The sequence below is a fragment of the Ruegeria sp. HKCCD7303 genome, from assembly GCF_013111185.1.
In the GTDB taxonomy this organism is placed as follows: domain Bacteria; phylum Pseudomonadota; class Alphaproteobacteria; order Rhodobacterales; family Rhodobacteraceae; genus Ruegeria.
In genome coordinates this window covers 64,440-78,786 of sequence record NZ_WVRE01000011.1, presented here as the reverse complement: position 1 = coordinate 78,786, position 14,347 = coordinate 64,440, and the positions used below count along the sequence as shown (strand labels likewise).

Below are 14,347 nucleotides of genomic sequence, written 5' to 3'. Positions count from 1 at the left end.
CAAAGATTCACTTCTTTGGTGTTGTCTTTGAAGGTATTTCAATCCAGGCGAGAATCGATACATTTTCACGCTTGTTCTGACGTCAGCGAAGCGCACCGAGCTGCCATCGCGACAAGCGCGGCGAATTCACACTTGGTCCGCGATGCGTGAGTTTGTCGATCGCTGGATTTCGCAGTCGCAGCTAAAGTCCGGTCTGGTGGGCCGCACCGCAGCGATGCGCGCCCTCGGTCAACGGCAGCAAAGGGCCGATCTCCTAACAAGTTGTGGAAAGAAATTACGGGATCACCTTAGATCTCAGCGTTATCGCTCAGATTGAACCAAGTTGGCTATGCTAGTTCGCTGATCATCGATTTCAGATGGCGCATGTCGGTACCGCAGCATCCTCCAAATACTTGGATCGACGGATTCTGCCTCGCAATCGCGGCAATCTGTTTACCAAGTTCAGCTGGATCGCCTTCGTCCAGCTCATCTGCTTCGTCAAGTTCCGCATGCGAGCAACTCGAAGCGTTCGCCACAAGGCCTCTCAGCCGGGGGTGGTTGCCAAGCGCTCCGGCGAAATGGGTAGGGTGAGCGCAGTTGACCATAAAAAACAGCGCCGCCGAGTCGGTTGCTGCGTCGATCTGGTCAATTCCGTCCACAAGTTTGGTCCCGTCTGCCAGGCACCCGTCTGTCTCAACAACCAGAGACATGATGATCGGCAGTTCAGCGTCCCGGGCGGCGAGGATGCATCCCGCTGCCTCGCTTGGGCGGTTGAATGTATAAGCGGTGACCAGATCGAGGCTTGTGTCTTTCAGGCTGTGCATTTGAGCGGCGTGGTATTGACGTGCATCTTCGACGGGTACCGGCGGGATGTCGGCGTAAGGATCATGGCGCGGGCCGATGCAGGCCGACACCAGTACATCATCGCGAGCGGCAGCTTGGCGCACGTCTTCCATTAGACTGACCGCATCTTTGTTTACTTCGGCGAGCCGCTCTGCATCGTACCCCAAGGGCGCTGCCCGGTCGGCGTTCGCCATCCATGTGGGCGCATCAAGGATGCATCCGACATTCATTTCACGGGCCAGATCGACAAGAGCCTGCATTTGACCGGCCAGTATCACCCTGGTGCCAGGTTCTTCCAGCAATGGAAACGACGCGAAACCGGGAAGCTCAATTCCATGATTGAAAATCAGGTCGGTGCCAGTGCCGGCGTAAACCAGAAAGGGCTTGTTACCTTCGAGTGGGAGCTGTCGCGCCATTCTGATCCACGCCTATTGCCGTTACCTCTGCACAAGAAACCTACTTTGTCTCGGGCCTCCTGTGAACCTTAGGACTGCGACAGGGTGTATTCCGTCACTCTGATCCCCACGCCAGGCCAAACACCAGGTCATGTCTCGGTCGAAATCACCAGTGGCGACCGGCGCGCTCTGATTACAGGTGATGCAATCCATACAACCGCCCAGTGCTGGCATCCCGAGTGGCATTTTATGTTTGATTCCGATGCTGAGATGGCCGTGACATCCCGTCGGAAACTGTTGGAAAGCGCCTCGGAAACGGGATGTATTGTGCTGGGAAACCACTTCGCTTTGCCGTCTATTGGTCGGGTGAAGGCGGACAACGACGCGTTTCGCTGGGAGGACTAGCCCAGGTTGTATTTTGATGTGCGCGGGTCTGTTGTGGGATGGCGGCTGACGTGAAAGTTCGACGCGCCGCGCAGCTTACAGGCAATGATCGGCGAAACTAAATCTCGAACCCATTGGGCTATGTCACATTCCCTTGAATTCTTGTTTCACAAGCTTTCTCTCTTCACCATTTTGTGAAAGCCTGAAGCAGTTATGAGTGACAGAGTGTGCAATTTTCAGAAAACAGTGGTTCTTTCTGAACTCCAATCAGCTCTCTTGGACGGAATTTGTGATCACTGCGAGGTGACAAGTTCGGAACTGGCCAAGAGTGGAGAGGTGCTGGAAATATGTGGACAAGAGTACTGTTTCGATTATGAAACCGGTGTGTCCACGGAGACTGAAATTTTGTTGTGCCCCAGCTGTCACGAGGCAAACCATCTGGACGCGCAGCGACAGCATAACCCTTGCCACATCTCTGCAAGACGCAGCCGGGAAAACATGGGTTAGTCGATGGGTTCAGGAGGCGAAGCTTTGGAACGGTTTTTGCAAGAACCATCGCTGGTCCAATTTCGGTAGTCTGACAGACCAAGCTCGTCCCACATCCAGCCGAAATCATACTCAGCCACCGGAGAGCCGGTCTGGCGCGCGCTGCGGTTTTCGATTGTCTTCAGCCAGTCTATGACTTTCTTCCTGCCCGCCGTGCTGCGAACGGCCTGGCGCGGGGTCTTGCCATCCAGGGCAGGAATCGGCTGGTCAAGCGTATCGCGGTAATGCTGTTCGAGATATTCGTGGGCCATCTGACGGGCAAGGGCACGGGGGATGTCCTCTTCTTCTGCCACTCCGTTACTCGTGCTGTCATCCGCCATCATCTGTTCGGCGGTCTGGATTGATGTCAGCGGAGATTTCACCAGGTCGCCCAGGAGGTCCCGGACCAGGGCTTCGCCGCGTTCAGCGCGCGCTGTAGAGCTCACAGAAAGTGTGAGTGTCCGACCTTTCAGATCTAGGGACCCAAGCACGGAGGCCCCTGACATTGATTTGTCCAACACGAGGCCGGTGCCGTGCTTGGTGCCGGACGGGGTGTCGAGGTCAAGCCAGGTCCAATCCTTCTGGCCTGAGATCACGAGTTCTGCGGACTGTGTTAGCTTTTCAGATACCTGGCTTTGCGTCACTTTGCTGGCGAGGGGGAAGCGCATGTCGTGAAAGAGCAGGTTGTCGCCATCGCTGTTGCTGATTTGTGGTGGTTCCGGATCCAGTAGGTTCGGCAGATGTGCGAAGAGCCAGGCATTGGTGAAGAGGGGTGCGGAACGGTGTAGCTGATCCTGTGTCAGCCTCAGTTCAACGTCGGGGTTCAATTTCAACACGGAGCGGAGCCCGTCTTCAAAAAACGCGACGGTGTCGGGGTCGAATGGGAGCAGCGCCCCCGAGATCACGTTATAATCCCCCTGTGCGACAACCCGAGCTGCGATGCGATCCCATCGCTGCAGCATCTGCGTCGCGCTGTGTTCCCGGACGGTAACCGGCTCTGCGTCCGAAAGCATGTTGCGCAAGACCATGGATCTGCCGGGGTCTACCTCGCTCACCTCATAAAGGCTGACCGACGCGTCCCGCAATCCTTTGATATAGGCGCGGGTCTGCGCACTCTCCTTGGAACCGCTCCCTTTCAGATAAGCATCCGCAGCGTTTTCGGCGTCCGCTCCGAATGTCCTGCCCAGCAAATCTTCCAGGCCACCACCCCACAGGACCATCGGCCAATCCTCGCCCAGCAAGTCGCCCAGATCCTCGAACTCAAGATCGAAGGCCTCGAGCGCTGGCAGAAAATGCTCGTCCAACACATCAGCGAGCCGCTCATGCCAAATCTCGTCACGGGTGATAAACCCGATGAGCCCACCAAGATCGTTCCCCGTTGTCATCTTCAGCTTCTCCCTGTTTGCCGGACAGGGGCGATTTAGCGCAGATTGCAACCGCCAGCCAGCCCACACGCGTATGCAGACCTGCGTTACATGGAGGGACTTGTCATGGCGAATGCTATGTCTTTGGCTCCCGCCCAAAAAGCTCTGTGAAAAGCTTTTCGGAGCGGCGCAGGCCTTCATCGGTCAGTACCACCGATTTTGCCTTTCCAACCGGGTCCAGGATCAATCCGTTACGGTGCAGGCGATCAAGCGCTCCCCAGTCAAAGCCTTAGGGCCGTCCTGAACCCAGCGAATTCGGGGATGTTGCGAGCCGCTTCGACGACGGGTGTGAGCCCAACTAGTGGATTCGTCAGGGCGTTTCCGCCGGTATTCTATGATTGCTAAAAGATGGTGGTGCTGATCGCTGTCGTATTAGATTTTCCGCAAATATGCCCAAGAGACGTATCCCTTAAGCTTGCGCGCGCGCTCCAAAGAGACGCGGCACCAACGGGTGCCACCGGTCTGCTCACAGCCGTGAACTCGTAGTGCGGTTCCATTTGGAAGACCAACGATCACATTGAACCCTGTTCCAGGCCCACTGCGCATTTTTAGCATGTCACCGTCTTCGACGCCAAAAACCTCATATGTTCCGAGTGACGCGGCCGCCGCCGGTTTAACGTCCATGACGACCCCCAGGAACAAAGCCATTAGGGGTAAAAAGATTGCATTGCGCATCGCGATGTCCTGCTTATTGCCTCAACGACAATCGTAGCAACTCGGGTCACCAAGAGGAACAACTCCAAGACAGAAATGTAGGTGATACCAAAGCTTCAAACGCTACATTTCTTCCAAATGGTGGGGAACCCTGGCCCAGTTGGGGGCATCTTTCACAAAAACCTTGCTCGTTGGCTTGAAGTTGTTTGGCTCATCCAATGTCCCAGCCGCAATGCTCGTCAATCCGAAGGCTGTCACGCCCCACAGGCCTGATCCGCAGGTGCCACAAAAATGCTTGATGACAGGTCGACCTTCCTTTGAGGTCTTCTCAAAGGTCCGTGGTTTGCCTTTCAGCAGCTGCAGGTCTTCCGACTTTATCATGTACCCGGCATAACCGTCCGTTCCGGTCATCGATAGGCAATCACTGCAAAAACACATGAGTTGCATTACTGCGCTGCCAGTGACCTGGTATCGAACCTCACCGCAAAAACATCCGCCTTCCAAGATTTCAGCCACGTTGCCTTCATCCTTCTATTTCGTTTTGCAAGATATGAGAAAACCGTACCTACTCTGGCCAGTGGTCACAACGGTTCCAGCAGCGGAATGTGGAATGGTGCCAATATGAGCTCCTGTACCTGGATGGGTACGAGGCAAGCATCAGACAGATTGAGTTGTCGAATGTTTTCATCACGGTTCTGAATCCTTGCCAATTGACTGTTCCAGCAAAGTCATTGGACAGACGAGCTTTATTGATCGACAATCGCGTCATGGAGCTGACAGACACCACACCTGTGCACCTGATCCATGTGGACCCTGAGATCAACATGGCGCGGTTCTATGGCATCGAGTTGCAGCCGACGTTGTTTGGGGAGGTTTCAGTGCTTCGTACCTGGGGGCGTATTGGCACGAACGGGCAAGCCATGATGGTGACGTATGATGACGAAGCCCTGGCTAGTGAAGCGCTCCACAATCTCGAAAAGCAAAAGCTCCGTCGAGGGTATGTTCCGGTCGGTGAGTGACTTCGGGCTGCAGTCTGTTTCTGTGGCAAATCCCGAGCCTTTCGGCTCGTGAGCAGGCTCTAGGTTTCAGCCGACGTATCGGCTTCCACCCAGAACACCCCAGAATGATCTCCCTGTCCCAGTAGCCCCTGACCCGTCTCTTGCGAGCCGGGGCAGGGGCTTTGGGTCATGGTCGGTCCATGCCGTGGTGATCTGCCCATTCGGGTGACGGTCCCTTTTGCGCTCACGCAGGATCAGAGATCCTTTGTCCTTTCCTTGTGGGTCAGGCGGGATTTGGACAAGCCAAACGCTACCTTCCGTAAGGGGGAAGGCGCGGCCTCCCCCCTCGGACAAGACAAATAGACAATACCGTGTCCTCGCGCGCCTGCGCTGCGGGCCGCACCACTCTTGTCGATTGGTCCTGTCTCGCCCCTCTCCGCGTTCGCCACGGGGCAGGTTTTAGAGACGACGCCCTTTCAGGGCTCGGCTCAAAACCAGCACCAAAGGGGATCAACCCCAGAGGTCGCACCACAAAAGGAGAGACGGTTTTGGACATTGAAAAGACAAAAGACATCGACACTGACACCAGCCTGCAGGCGGCAGAGATTGCGACCCAGAATGACCTATTTCGGAAAGCGCTGATCGATCCGACTGCGGCAATCGAGATGCATTCTAAGGGAATTCAGGGTCAGGTATTTGTCACGCCCGGCGTGTCAGGTGAAGGGATGGAGTTCCAGACTGCAGCTTTGGCAGCGGTGGCGTCGGATGACCAGTTTGACGAGGGCAATGACCCCTATGGCGATCACACCTTTGGGGCGGTGACAGTCCGTGACCAGAAGCTGTTCTGGAAGATCGATCTTTACGACACGGACTACACGTATGGGTCCGACCGGCCGTTTGACACGTCAGTGACGCGCCGCGTTCTGACCATCATGTGCCCCAGCGAATACTGATCTCAATCCCAAACCGGAAAGGAGGTGAACACCATGAGCAATGAAATCTTGCAGCAACGTATCGCAGAAGCGTGGGCGCTAATCAGGAAGGGCGACAATTTCCACATCGCGCGCCGCTTCCTGATCCAACACGCAGCCATCTAAACGGCTCCGCTCTACCCCGGAAGGGGTAGGGCACCCTTAACACGATCTCAAACACTCAAACAAGGATTTGCCCCATGAGCAAAGTCGAAACATTCACCGCACCGGAAACCATCGAAACCGTATCCCTGTCCGATCTCTACCTGTCTGACATCAACCCACGACAGGAGGTTGGTGAGGAAGGTATTGCACTTCTGGCCGACAGTTTGGTTATGTGTGGCTTGATCCAGAACCTCAGCGGGTTGCGCGATACCGATGGCAAAGTCGCAATCGTTGCCGGTGGTCGCCGCCTACGGGCTCTGAACATCGCCGTGACTGAGCGCGCTGATCTGGCACAGGTTCCCGTTAAGGTCACGGACAATCCCTTCGTGGCTGAGCAATGGGCCAATGCGGAGAACACCGCCCGTGAAGAACTGGACCCTGTGGACGAGGTCCGTGCTTATGGCAAAATGGCCGAGAAATCTCTGTCTATTGCCAAGATCAGCAATGCGTTTGGCGTGACCGAATCCCATGTGCGCCGCCGCCTCGCGCTTGCCAGTCTGCCCGCCGCCGTTCTGGATGCGCTCAAAGCCGGTGAGATCAGCATGGGGCTGGCCAAGGCCATGACCGTCAGCACCGAAGAAGAGAAAATTCTGGAGGTTCTGGAACGGGCCAAAGAATGTCGGTGGTTCAGTGAGCATGATGTCAAACAGGCACTGACGTCGGAGGCTGTTAGCAGCACTAGCCGCAAGGCCGTATTTGTCGGGCAGAAGGCTTATGTTGAGGCGGGCGGCACCGTCACCGCTGATCTGTTTGCCGATGAAACCCTATTCAATGAAGGCGCGTTACTGGATCGTCTGTTTGCCGAGAAACTGGCGGTAGAAGCGGAAAAACTGCGCGACGCGGAAGGCTGGGACTGGGTGGACACCCATGAGGAAAGCTACATTCCCTATGGGTTCTCGGGTACGAAAGACATGCACCGTTTGGACATGGTGAGCCGGGACTTCACCGAAGGACAGGCCGAACGGTATGACGAACTTGCCGAACTCTATGAGGGTGAGGCTCTGGACGCGGATGGTGAAAAGGAGCTGGCCGCGCTTGAGGACTATACGGCGCCGTTCTATTCTGACGCGCAGCGCAAGCTGTCCGGCGTGTTTGTCTATGTCACCAACAATGGCGAGATCAAAACATCCCCGGCCTATGTCGCGGCGGAACATGTTCAGGCTGCCATTGAGGCTGGTGTTCTGGCCCCGGTCAAAGAACCGGAGATCAAGGAAGAACCAAAACCAGTTTATTCGCAGAAGTTCATCGACGACATGGTGGCGATCCGGCTGGCAGCGGTTCAAACGGCCCTGCTGGACAAGCCTGATTATGTGTTGAGCCTGTTTGCTTTCTTTGCCACCCCGGCCTCCGGTCTGAGCAGCAATCTGTTTGGGTTTGGCTATGGTGGTGCCGAGCGGAACACACCCGAGATCGATGACCAGTTCATCCTCGACCCGCGTCTTGGCGGAGAACGGGATGAAGCGGCACAGGCAGCCTATGACCAGTTCCACGAGATTGCCGCACAAGGCAGCGTGGAAGCGTTCAAAGCGTTTCGCGATCTGGGCAAGAAGACCCGCAATGGTGAGATCACGGGTTTTCTGGCCCGGCGGTTTCTGACCCAACGCCCGGAGTTCATGGCGGAGATCGAGGCTGAGATCGAGGCTGACATGCGCGCGATCTGGACCCCTTCGGCTGAAAACTGCTTCAAGCGTCTGAAAGGCTGGCAGCTGGATGATCTCTACAAAGACCTGCTGGACCTGCACATCGACGCCGACATGTTCAAAGCCTTCGCGAAATCCAAAAAGGGTGCCAAGAACGAGGCGCTGCACAAGCTCTTCAATGATCCAGAGCATCAAAAGGCACTGGGCGTGACCGAGGCACAGAAAGCCCGGATCGATGCATGGGTGCCGGATTGCTTCTGAAACTGGCAGGGCAGGGCGCAACGCGCCCTGCTTTTCAGCAATGATTTTTGATTTTAGTTCAATGGTATAGGTTGTTTTGACTTGAAAGGTTGTAGCCTGTAGGCTACATATAGGTATGATAGAAATTCGTAAGACGGACCTGTTCGACAAGTGGCTCAAGGGCCTGAAGGACCAAAGGGCGAGAGCCAGGATCTTGGTTCGCATCACGCGGTTGAGCCTGGGCAATCCCGGTGATGTGAAACCGGTTGGTGAAGGTGTGAGTGAACTGCGTATCTCCGAAGGGAAGGGGTATCGCGTTTACTATGTGTCGCGCGGTGACGTTTTGATCGTTTTGCTGTGCGGGGGAGACAAGTCATCCCAGCAAGCCGACATCAAAACCGCCAAGGCGATGGCAAGAGAGTTGGAGTGAAAAACATGGGTGTCAAAACAACGAAGTTTGAAGCGGCTGACTATCTGGACAGCCCGGAAGCCATTCAAGCCTATCTTGAAGCGGCTTTTGAAACCAGCGACACGGCGCTGATCGCGTCGGCACTTGGCGATGTTGCCAAGGCCAAAGGTATGTCGAGTGTGGCCGACAAATCTGGTCTGTCTCGGGAAAGCCTCTACCGCGCACTTAGCGAAAATGGCAATCCCGAGTTTGGCACGGTGCTGAAAGTGCTGAGCGCTGTGGGTGTGACGCTCACCCCGAAAATGCACGTGAATTAACCCACTTTAAAGGCTATCCACCATGTCCACCGATGCAGCTCCGTCTACGGTTGAAAAAGCCGCCCGCCGCGTCTGGAAATCCGCGCAGATGTTCGTCGGGTTTCATACAGACCAGAAGGGCAAGCCGCGCACACAGCCGAAGCTCTGGCCGCCAAAAAACGGGAGCGCGTCGATCCATGGTGATCCCAGCGCGCAGGAGGCCATCGTGGTCGTCAAAGCCGCTGATCCGGACGAGGTACAGGACGTGCAGATCAAGCTGCACCCAAACCGCATTGTTGTGCGCCGCGATGCAGATGCCTGGTGGCAGGGTGTCGCTGTAGATGAGCATACCGTGACGGTCCGAATGGCCGACAACACGATCATCGAAATCCGCCATGACGGATCGGTGAAGCGGCGCTCGGCAGAGGACGAAACCCATGTTGAAGCAGATGGCAGCATCTTCAAGTTCACGGAATTTGCCGAGGCGCATATGACGGGTGACGGGGTGGAAATGACCCGCCGCACAGAGGATCGCATTGCCACGATCACAGCTGACGGTGTTGTCGATCGCGCGCGCAAGCGTTAGCCTGTAAAGAATACCTCCAGATTTTCCTTTGGTTAAACTCGTGGCCCGCTTCGGTGGGCCTTTTTCTTGGCGTACTCATCACTGTATCTGCCCGTGCGCCGGTCTCGCCCCGCGACAGCGCTTGAGAGAGTTCTTGCGGATTACCGGGGCGTCCTACCGAACCCGCCAATCCAAATTGAGTCCGGCTGTTTACCTGATCCGCACAAGCACGGACCAGGGCCGGACCGTCCGGTCTTTGGCCTCCGCCAGTTGGATAGGGCGGTTTGCACCGTCCGTCATTCTTCATCCTTTGCGACGACGGTCATACCGACCCAGAAGGGCAACCCCCAACTTAGAACTGAGCGCCGCGCCTGTGTCGGATCGAGGTGATGTTGCCGCCATCAAAGACATCGTTTTGTTCAGATGTTCCGCGCGCAGCGATCCCAGAAAGCCTTGCCTTTCACCAGGTCTGACAGTTTCAAGTACGTTGCCGGAGAAGATCCTCGGCTGCGGTGTTTCTGAAGGGATGAACATAAGCGGGCAGTCGGGGAAGACGCGCGGCGCCCGGGCCGGGCGCCGCGCTTCAACAAGGAATGTCCCCTGCGCCTGCGGCGCATTCCGCGCGGATCAAATTCCCTGCTGACATCCCCTTGATGCCCGCTTTTCCCTTGTTCATCGAAACACGCCATAGCGAGGATCAAACAATGGCAACTCAAACTCTGAAACTGAGCGTCAAGACCGGTGAAAAAGAAGGCAAGACATTCTGGGATCGATGCGGGGTGCTCTTCGTCAATACCGATGAGACCGGCACCATCACCTCGATCCAGGTCAAGCACAGCATGTTCCCTGGCGTTGAGATGGTGGCCTTCCCGAAGCGCACCGATGACGATCCCGTCACCGAATGACGGGAGGGCAGGGCGGCGCAAGCCGCCCTTTCTTCTGCTCCGGCCGCAGGCCGGACCACATATGCGCCACAGGTGGCGCGCGGTCCTAAGACCGGGCAGGGGTGCCGACCTGCCCCAATGCGGCAGCAGACAACCCTGCCACACCCGCCGCGAAAGCGGCGGGACATTGAGCGCGCTGAGGCGCGCGGAAAATGCCATACTGACCTTGAACGTGCCGGTATGTGACGGGCGCTGTTCGGGCAGCTCCCGCTTTGCGTGATTGCCCTGCGCCGGTCCACCGGCACCCACGCCTGCTGGCTGGAAAAGGGGCAGGACCCTTTTCCCGGCGTGGAGATTGCCTCCAAGAGCAAAACTGTTCCGGGGGCAATTTGAGAAAATACGGATTTCTAAAATCACCCCCGGTTTCCTCTTGGAGAGTATGACAGGATAAGGTAGTTGTGTTACAAGTCATAAAAACAACCAGAGGTATACATTGAGCAAGCCCGGCGACACCACTGTCTTTTCCGTTCGATTGCCGTCAGATGCGTTGGTGCGTTTGGAGGAGGCCGTGCAGTCGCTTGGGGCCAAGAGCCGCAACCAGATCATCCAACGACTGATCTATCGTCTGATCGGGTATCTCGATCCTGACCCGGCCGTTGTCGATCTCTGGCAGACGCACTTGCGGCAGGTTCAGGGTGGATACACCAACCTCAATCAGCTCGCAAAATCGGCCAAACGCGGTTCGGTGATCTGGACCGATGACGACCGGCGCGATGTCGAAAACCTCCATCGTGCGATCATCCAGCACCGGCAAGACCTGAAGGCGCTGATCACCGCGGCCCGCCGAAACCGAGAGCCAGACTCCGCCATTCGCCGAATCTTGCGCGACGATGAGAGGACATCTGAAGCATGAACGTCGCGGCTCACAATTTGACGGCAGGGGACTTTCTGGAGCTAGCCTTCCGGGAAGCGCAGAAGGGTATCGATCGGTCCAAGCAGATCAGCCAGCAGCTGCAAACCGCCAAGCGCATGAAGTTCATGATCTCGCGGGCCTCATCCATCAAGGCGCGGCTTGGTGCTGTGGTTGGAAAGCCCGAGGCGGTTGTGAAACACGTCCGCAAAGGTGGGGTGAAAAAAGCGCATGAGCTGCGCCGCCAGATCAATTACCTGACCGTCAGGGCAGAGGGCGTGTTGGACATCCGCGACAATGGTGTGACCCCGCTCGATGCCGATCAGGTGAGTGATCTGATCGAGACCTGGGCCGAGGATTTCAACGGGAAAACCAACTATGGTTATACCCGTCACATGATCGTTTCTTTTCCCGAAGGCACCTATCCGGATGCCGCGCATGAGGCCGGTTTGGACTTCGCGGATCGCCTGTTTGGGAGCGGTGATTTTGGCGATACCTGGGACTATCTGACCGTGTTCCACAACGACACTGACAACCCCCATGTCCACATCGTTGTGAATAACCGAGGCGTGGAACATGGGCAGTGGTTGGCTATGGGTATGAGCAGCGACATGAACATCGACGTTCAGCGCTCTATCCAGGTTGAGGTTGCCGAAGGATACGGAATTGAGCTGACCGCAACGACCCGCCTTGAGCGCGGTTTGCGGCAGGAAGTTGAGACCGACACGTGGAAGGTTCAGGCCGGACTGTCTGTTGTTGAAAGCACTCCGGAGGTTGAAGTTACGGCCCGCGACATGGCCGGTGATGTGATGACACTCTCCATCGCAAGAATGTCGGATCTGTTTGATGAGCGCGCCAACGCTGTCAAAGACCGGATCGAAGAGTTTGCCATCCAACTCGTTGAAAGTGAGGAACCTATGGTATCGAGAATGGAACATCTGCTGGATCAAGCCCATCATTTTGATGATTACGGCGAGCCAGGAGACCCGTCTTATGTGTCGCCCGAAGTCATGAGCAACTTGCGGCGACACATCGAATTAGGCGGTTCTGAGGAAACAATCGCACCCGAGCTGAAGGCTCAGGTTGTTGCCCATATCAGCGACGTTCGGGACAACGAACAGAGCCATCCGTATCTGTCTGCCCTTGCTGATATTGTCGATGACAAGGCGTTCCAGTCGTCCGCTGATTATGCCCCGGCAGCACGCCGGTACGAGGTCTATATACAGGACACCTTGGGCAAGGGGGCCTATGAGGACTTCCAGACTCAGACCAAAGAATTGCTGCAATCCATCGACAAGATGGAAGGGCTGGCCCGTGAGGTTGACGACCCTCATCTGCGTGTCGCTATGGATATTCAAATTGGCGAGTTGAAGGGCGACGTTGCGGACCTGCGCACCAACGATCCGGACCTTCAAGCCTTCATCATCGAGGACCGCCGCTATTCAACGATGATGGGAATGGGCACTGCCGAAATGGATGTCTTGGATTATTCAGAGGCCGGCAAGTGGGCAGCGATCCGCAAAGAAGTCACCGACACGGCCAGCAGCTACGGCCTCGATGGCGAGGCGTTCGTTGCCCGCTTTGGCGATCATCAGAACGTCACCCTGGGTACAACAATGGGATGGCGCAGCGACGACATTTCGACCGCCGCGGCCCACTTCCAGGCGCAAGGATTACCCGACAGCCACGACCGCGCTGAGGCCGTTGTTGACGAGCTGCACCAGCTTGCGTCTTCCAGGATCATCGCAATCTCAGAAGAACTTTCAGACGTTCACGCCCACGCAACGCACCCGCTCTTGCAGGGGCGCGGTGACGATGACGGGCACAGCTTGTAAGGACTTTAACCGGTCTGCCTGATGCGCGCGCCAACGCCCCAGGCAGACCCATCACAGAGTTTTCCATCAACTCGCAAAGGAAAAACTATGGTTTCGCGTACAGACTATCTTTTGAACGAAGTCGAACACTTCGCACCCTATTCCAGATTTGATCAATCCGCCCCGCGTGAAGATCGCGTTTCAGAGCAGATCGACATCATCAGGAAAGAACAGCAGGCGATGGGCTTTGATCGTGCAGCCATCGCCTCAAACAGCTTCGACATCGAGGACCAGGCCAACCGCCGTGTTGACGAACATACTGCGCAACAAGATCTGGTCGAAGAATTCAAAATCGAATTTGAAGCTGCGGAGCGGTCAGGGGAGCCGGTTGATCTGAACGATATGCAGGCTTTGGTTTCTCAGCACATGAGTGATGCTCAGGAATACGATCTGTATCACCCTTACTATTCGTCCCTTGCGGATCTGAGTGGTGACAAGGATTTTCAGGAGTCCGACGACTACCAGTCGCCCGGTGATCGCTATGTTCAGTATATGCAATCCGCTTTGGGGGAGGCCATCTTTGAGAACTACGAGCAGCAGACCAAGGACATCGTGAACTCCATCGAGAACATGGAGGCTCTTGCACGAGAGGTCGAAGATCCACACTTGCGTGCCGCAATGGACGTTCAGATCGGGGAGTTGAAAGGCGATGTTGCCGAACTGCGCCCATATGACACCGACCTGCAGGCATACACTTTGGCTGATGACAGCTACACCACATCCATGAATGCGGCCGAGTTGGACAACCTGGACCCCACGGAAGCCGAAAAATGGCTGGCTGTGCGTGATGACATTGTGGCGACCGCGCACAGCTTCGGTCTCGACGGAAGCAAGTTCCTGGCCCGCTACAACGATCATGACAGCGTTTCAATCGGCACAACGGCGACTTGGAAAGACGCGGACATTTCCACCGCTGCCGCCCATTTCAACAGCCAAGGCGTTCCGGACAGCTACGAGCGCGCGGAGGCCGTTGTTGGTGAGCTGCACCAAGTTTCATCCAGCAAGATTGCCGCCGTGGTGCAAGAGATTGCCCATACCCGCGAACAGGCTACCCACGTCCATGAGTATGATGGACACAGTCTTTAACCACGGAGGACATGATAGATGATTGTTCGCGCCGGTGAATGTGTTGCCGGGAACAGCGAGACCACCGGGTTGGAGTAATGTGGGGTCTGTTCCGATTGGGACGGA

General features: G+C 56.2%; 15 protein-coding genes and 1 pseudogene. 11 read left to right on the top strand and 5 right to left on the bottom strand.

Annotated elements, in window-relative coordinates; genetic code table 11:
• Positions 1–326 precede the first annotated feature (326 nt).
• Entirely contained in the window at positions 327–1,238 is a 912-nt protein-coding gene (locus GS630_RS20620) for a homocysteine S-methyltransferase family protein (RefSeq protein ID WP_170417800.1), read from the bottom strand.
• An 84-nt stretch (positions 1,239–1,322) separates the two neighbouring features.
• Here GS630_RS20620 and GS630_RS20615 point away from each other — a divergent pair, with 84 nt between their 5' ends.
• Positions 1,323–1,622, top strand: coding sequence for an MBL fold metallo-hydrolase (locus GS630_RS20615; protein ID WP_170417797.1), 300 nt, complete (start codon positions 1,323–1,325; stop codon positions 1,620–1,622).
• 482 nt (positions 1,623–2,104) lie between these two features.
• On the opposite strand, the gene GS630_RS20610 is transcribed toward GS630_RS20615, so the two are convergent.
• The 4 genes and pseudogenes from GS630_RS20610 to GS630_RS20600 all read right to left on the bottom strand — a co-directional run bounded on the left by GS630_RS20610 (position 2,105) and on the right by GS630_RS20600 (position 4,720).
• Positions 2,105–3,511 (bottom strand): hypothetical protein, encoded by a 1,407-nt coding sequence (locus GS630_RS20610; protein ID WP_174819503.1) that lies wholly within the window; start codon positions 3,509–3,511, stop codon positions 2,105–2,107.
• A 115-nt stretch (positions 3,512–3,626) separates the two neighbouring features.
• Positions 3,627–3,767 (bottom strand): annotated as a pseudogene (locus tag GS630_RS22685) (DUF6429 family protein); the annotation flags it as partial.
• Between the two features lie 155 nt (positions 3,768–3,922).
• Positions 3,923–4,225, bottom strand: a complete 303-nt coding sequence (locus GS630_RS20605; RefSeq protein WP_152460662.1) for an SH3 domain-containing protein — start codon at positions 4,223–4,225, stop codon at positions 3,923–3,925.
• 102 nt (positions 4,226–4,327) lie between these two features.
• A complete protein-coding gene (locus GS630_RS20600) occupies positions 4,328–4,720 on the bottom strand; it encodes a GFA family protein (protein WP_152460663.1) in 393 nt (130 codons plus the stop codon).
• Between the two features lie 233 nt (positions 4,721–4,953).
• Here GS630_RS20600 and GS630_RS20595 point away from each other — a divergent pair, with 233 nt between their 5' ends.
• The 10 genes from GS630_RS20595 to GS630_RS20550 all read left to right on the top strand — a co-directional run bounded on the left by GS630_RS20595 (position 4,954) and on the right by GS630_RS20550 (position 14,242).
• Positions 4,954–5,223, top strand: coding sequence for a WGR domain-containing protein (locus GS630_RS20595; RefSeq protein WP_245220702.1), 270 nt, complete (start codon positions 4,954–4,956; stop codon positions 5,221–5,223).
• A gap of 527 nt (positions 5,224–5,750) precedes the next feature.
• On the top strand, positions 5,751–6,155 hold the full coding sequence (locus GS630_RS20590; protein ID WP_152460664.1) for a DUF3768 domain-containing protein: 405 nt from the start codon (positions 5,751–5,753) through the stop codon (positions 6,153–6,155).
• A 218-nt stretch (positions 6,156–6,373) separates the two neighbouring features.
• Positions 6,374–8,239, top strand: coding sequence for a ParB/RepB/Spo0J family partition protein (locus GS630_RS20585; RefSeq protein WP_170417794.1), 1,866 nt, complete (start codon positions 6,374–6,376; stop codon positions 8,237–8,239).
• A gap of 115 nt (positions 8,240–8,354) precedes the next feature.
• A complete protein-coding gene (locus GS630_RS20580; protein ID WP_170417791.1) occupies positions 8,355–8,648 on the top strand; it encodes a type II toxin-antitoxin system RelE/ParE family toxin in 294 nt (97 codons plus the stop codon).
• Positions 8,649–8,653: 5 nt separating this feature from the next.
• Positions 8,654–8,944, top strand: coding sequence for an addiction module antidote protein (locus GS630_RS20575; protein WP_152460667.1), 291 nt, complete (start codon positions 8,654–8,656; stop codon positions 8,942–8,944).
• A gap of 22 nt (positions 8,945–8,966) precedes the next feature.
• Positions 8,967–9,509: a hypothetical protein gene (locus GS630_RS20570; protein ID WP_170417788.1), complete on the top strand. Its 543-nt coding sequence runs from the start codon at positions 8,967–8,969 to the stop codon at positions 9,507–9,509.
• 683 nt (positions 9,510–10,192) lie between these two features.
• The gene (locus GS630_RS20565) at positions 10,193–10,393 is read left to right on the top strand and encodes a hypothetical protein (RefSeq protein WP_170417785.1); all 201 of its coding nucleotides are present in this window, start codon (positions 10,193–10,195) and stop codon (positions 10,391–10,393) included.
• A 472-nt stretch (positions 10,394–10,865) separates the two neighbouring features.
• Positions 10,866–11,285: a hypothetical protein gene (locus GS630_RS20560; RefSeq protein WP_170417782.1), complete on the top strand. Its 420-nt coding sequence runs from the start codon at positions 10,866–10,868 to the stop codon at positions 11,283–11,285.
• Complete coding sequence (locus tag GS630_RS20555) at positions 11,282–13,117, top strand: relaxase/mobilization nuclease domain-containing protein (RefSeq protein WP_170417779.1); 1,836 nt, start codon at positions 11,282–11,284, stop codon at positions 13,115–13,117. Before GS630_RS20560 ends, GS630_RS20555 begins: the two co-directional genes overlap by 4 nt.
• A gap of 87 nt (positions 13,118–13,204) precedes the next feature.
• On the top strand, positions 13,205–14,242 hold the full coding sequence (locus GS630_RS20550; RefSeq protein ID WP_170417776.1) for a hypothetical protein: 1,038 nt from the start codon (positions 13,205–13,207) through the stop codon (positions 14,240–14,242).
• Positions 14,243–14,347: the final 105 nt, after the last annotated feature.

What these genes read in the sequence shown, in the direction of transcription:
- GS630_RS20620 (WP_170417800.1), bottom strand. Translation starts at nt 1,238, where the DNA reads ATGGCGCGACAGCTCCCACTCGAAGGTAACAAGCCCTTTCTGGTTTAC.
- GS630_RS20610 (WP_174819503.1), bottom strand. Translation starts at nt 3,511, where the DNA reads ATGACAACGGGGAACGATCTTGGTGGGCTCATCGGGTTTATCACCCGT.
- GS630_RS20605 (WP_152460662.1), bottom strand. Translation starts at nt 4,225, where the DNA reads ATGCGCAATGCAATCTTTTTACCCCTAATGGCTTTGTTCCTGGGGGTC.
- GS630_RS20585 (WP_170417794.1), top strand. Translation starts at nt 6,374, where the DNA reads ATGAGCAAAGTCGAAACATTCACCGCACCGGAAACCATCGAAACCGTA.
- GS630_RS20580 (WP_170417791.1), top strand. Translation starts at nt 8,355, where the DNA reads ATGATAGAAATTCGTAAGACGGACCTGTTCGACAAGTGGCTCAAGGGC.
- GS630_RS20575 (WP_152460667.1), top strand. Translation starts at nt 8,654, where the DNA reads ATGGGTGTCAAAACAACGAAGTTTGAAGCGGCTGACTATCTGGACAGC.
- GS630_RS20570 (WP_170417788.1), top strand. Translation starts at nt 8,967, where the DNA reads ATGTCCACCGATGCAGCTCCGTCTACGGTTGAAAAAGCCGCCCGCCGC.
- GS630_RS20565 (WP_170417785.1), top strand. Translation starts at nt 10,193, where the DNA reads ATGGCAACTCAAACTCTGAAACTGAGCGTCAAGACCGGTGAAAAAGAA.
- GS630_RS20555 (WP_170417779.1), top strand. Translation starts at nt 11,282, where the DNA reads ATGAACGTCGCGGCTCACAATTTGACGGCAGGGGACTTTCTGGAGCTA.
- GS630_RS20550 (WP_170417776.1), top strand. Translation starts at nt 13,205, where the DNA reads ATGGTTTCGCGTACAGACTATCTTTTGAACGAAGTCGAACACTTCGCA.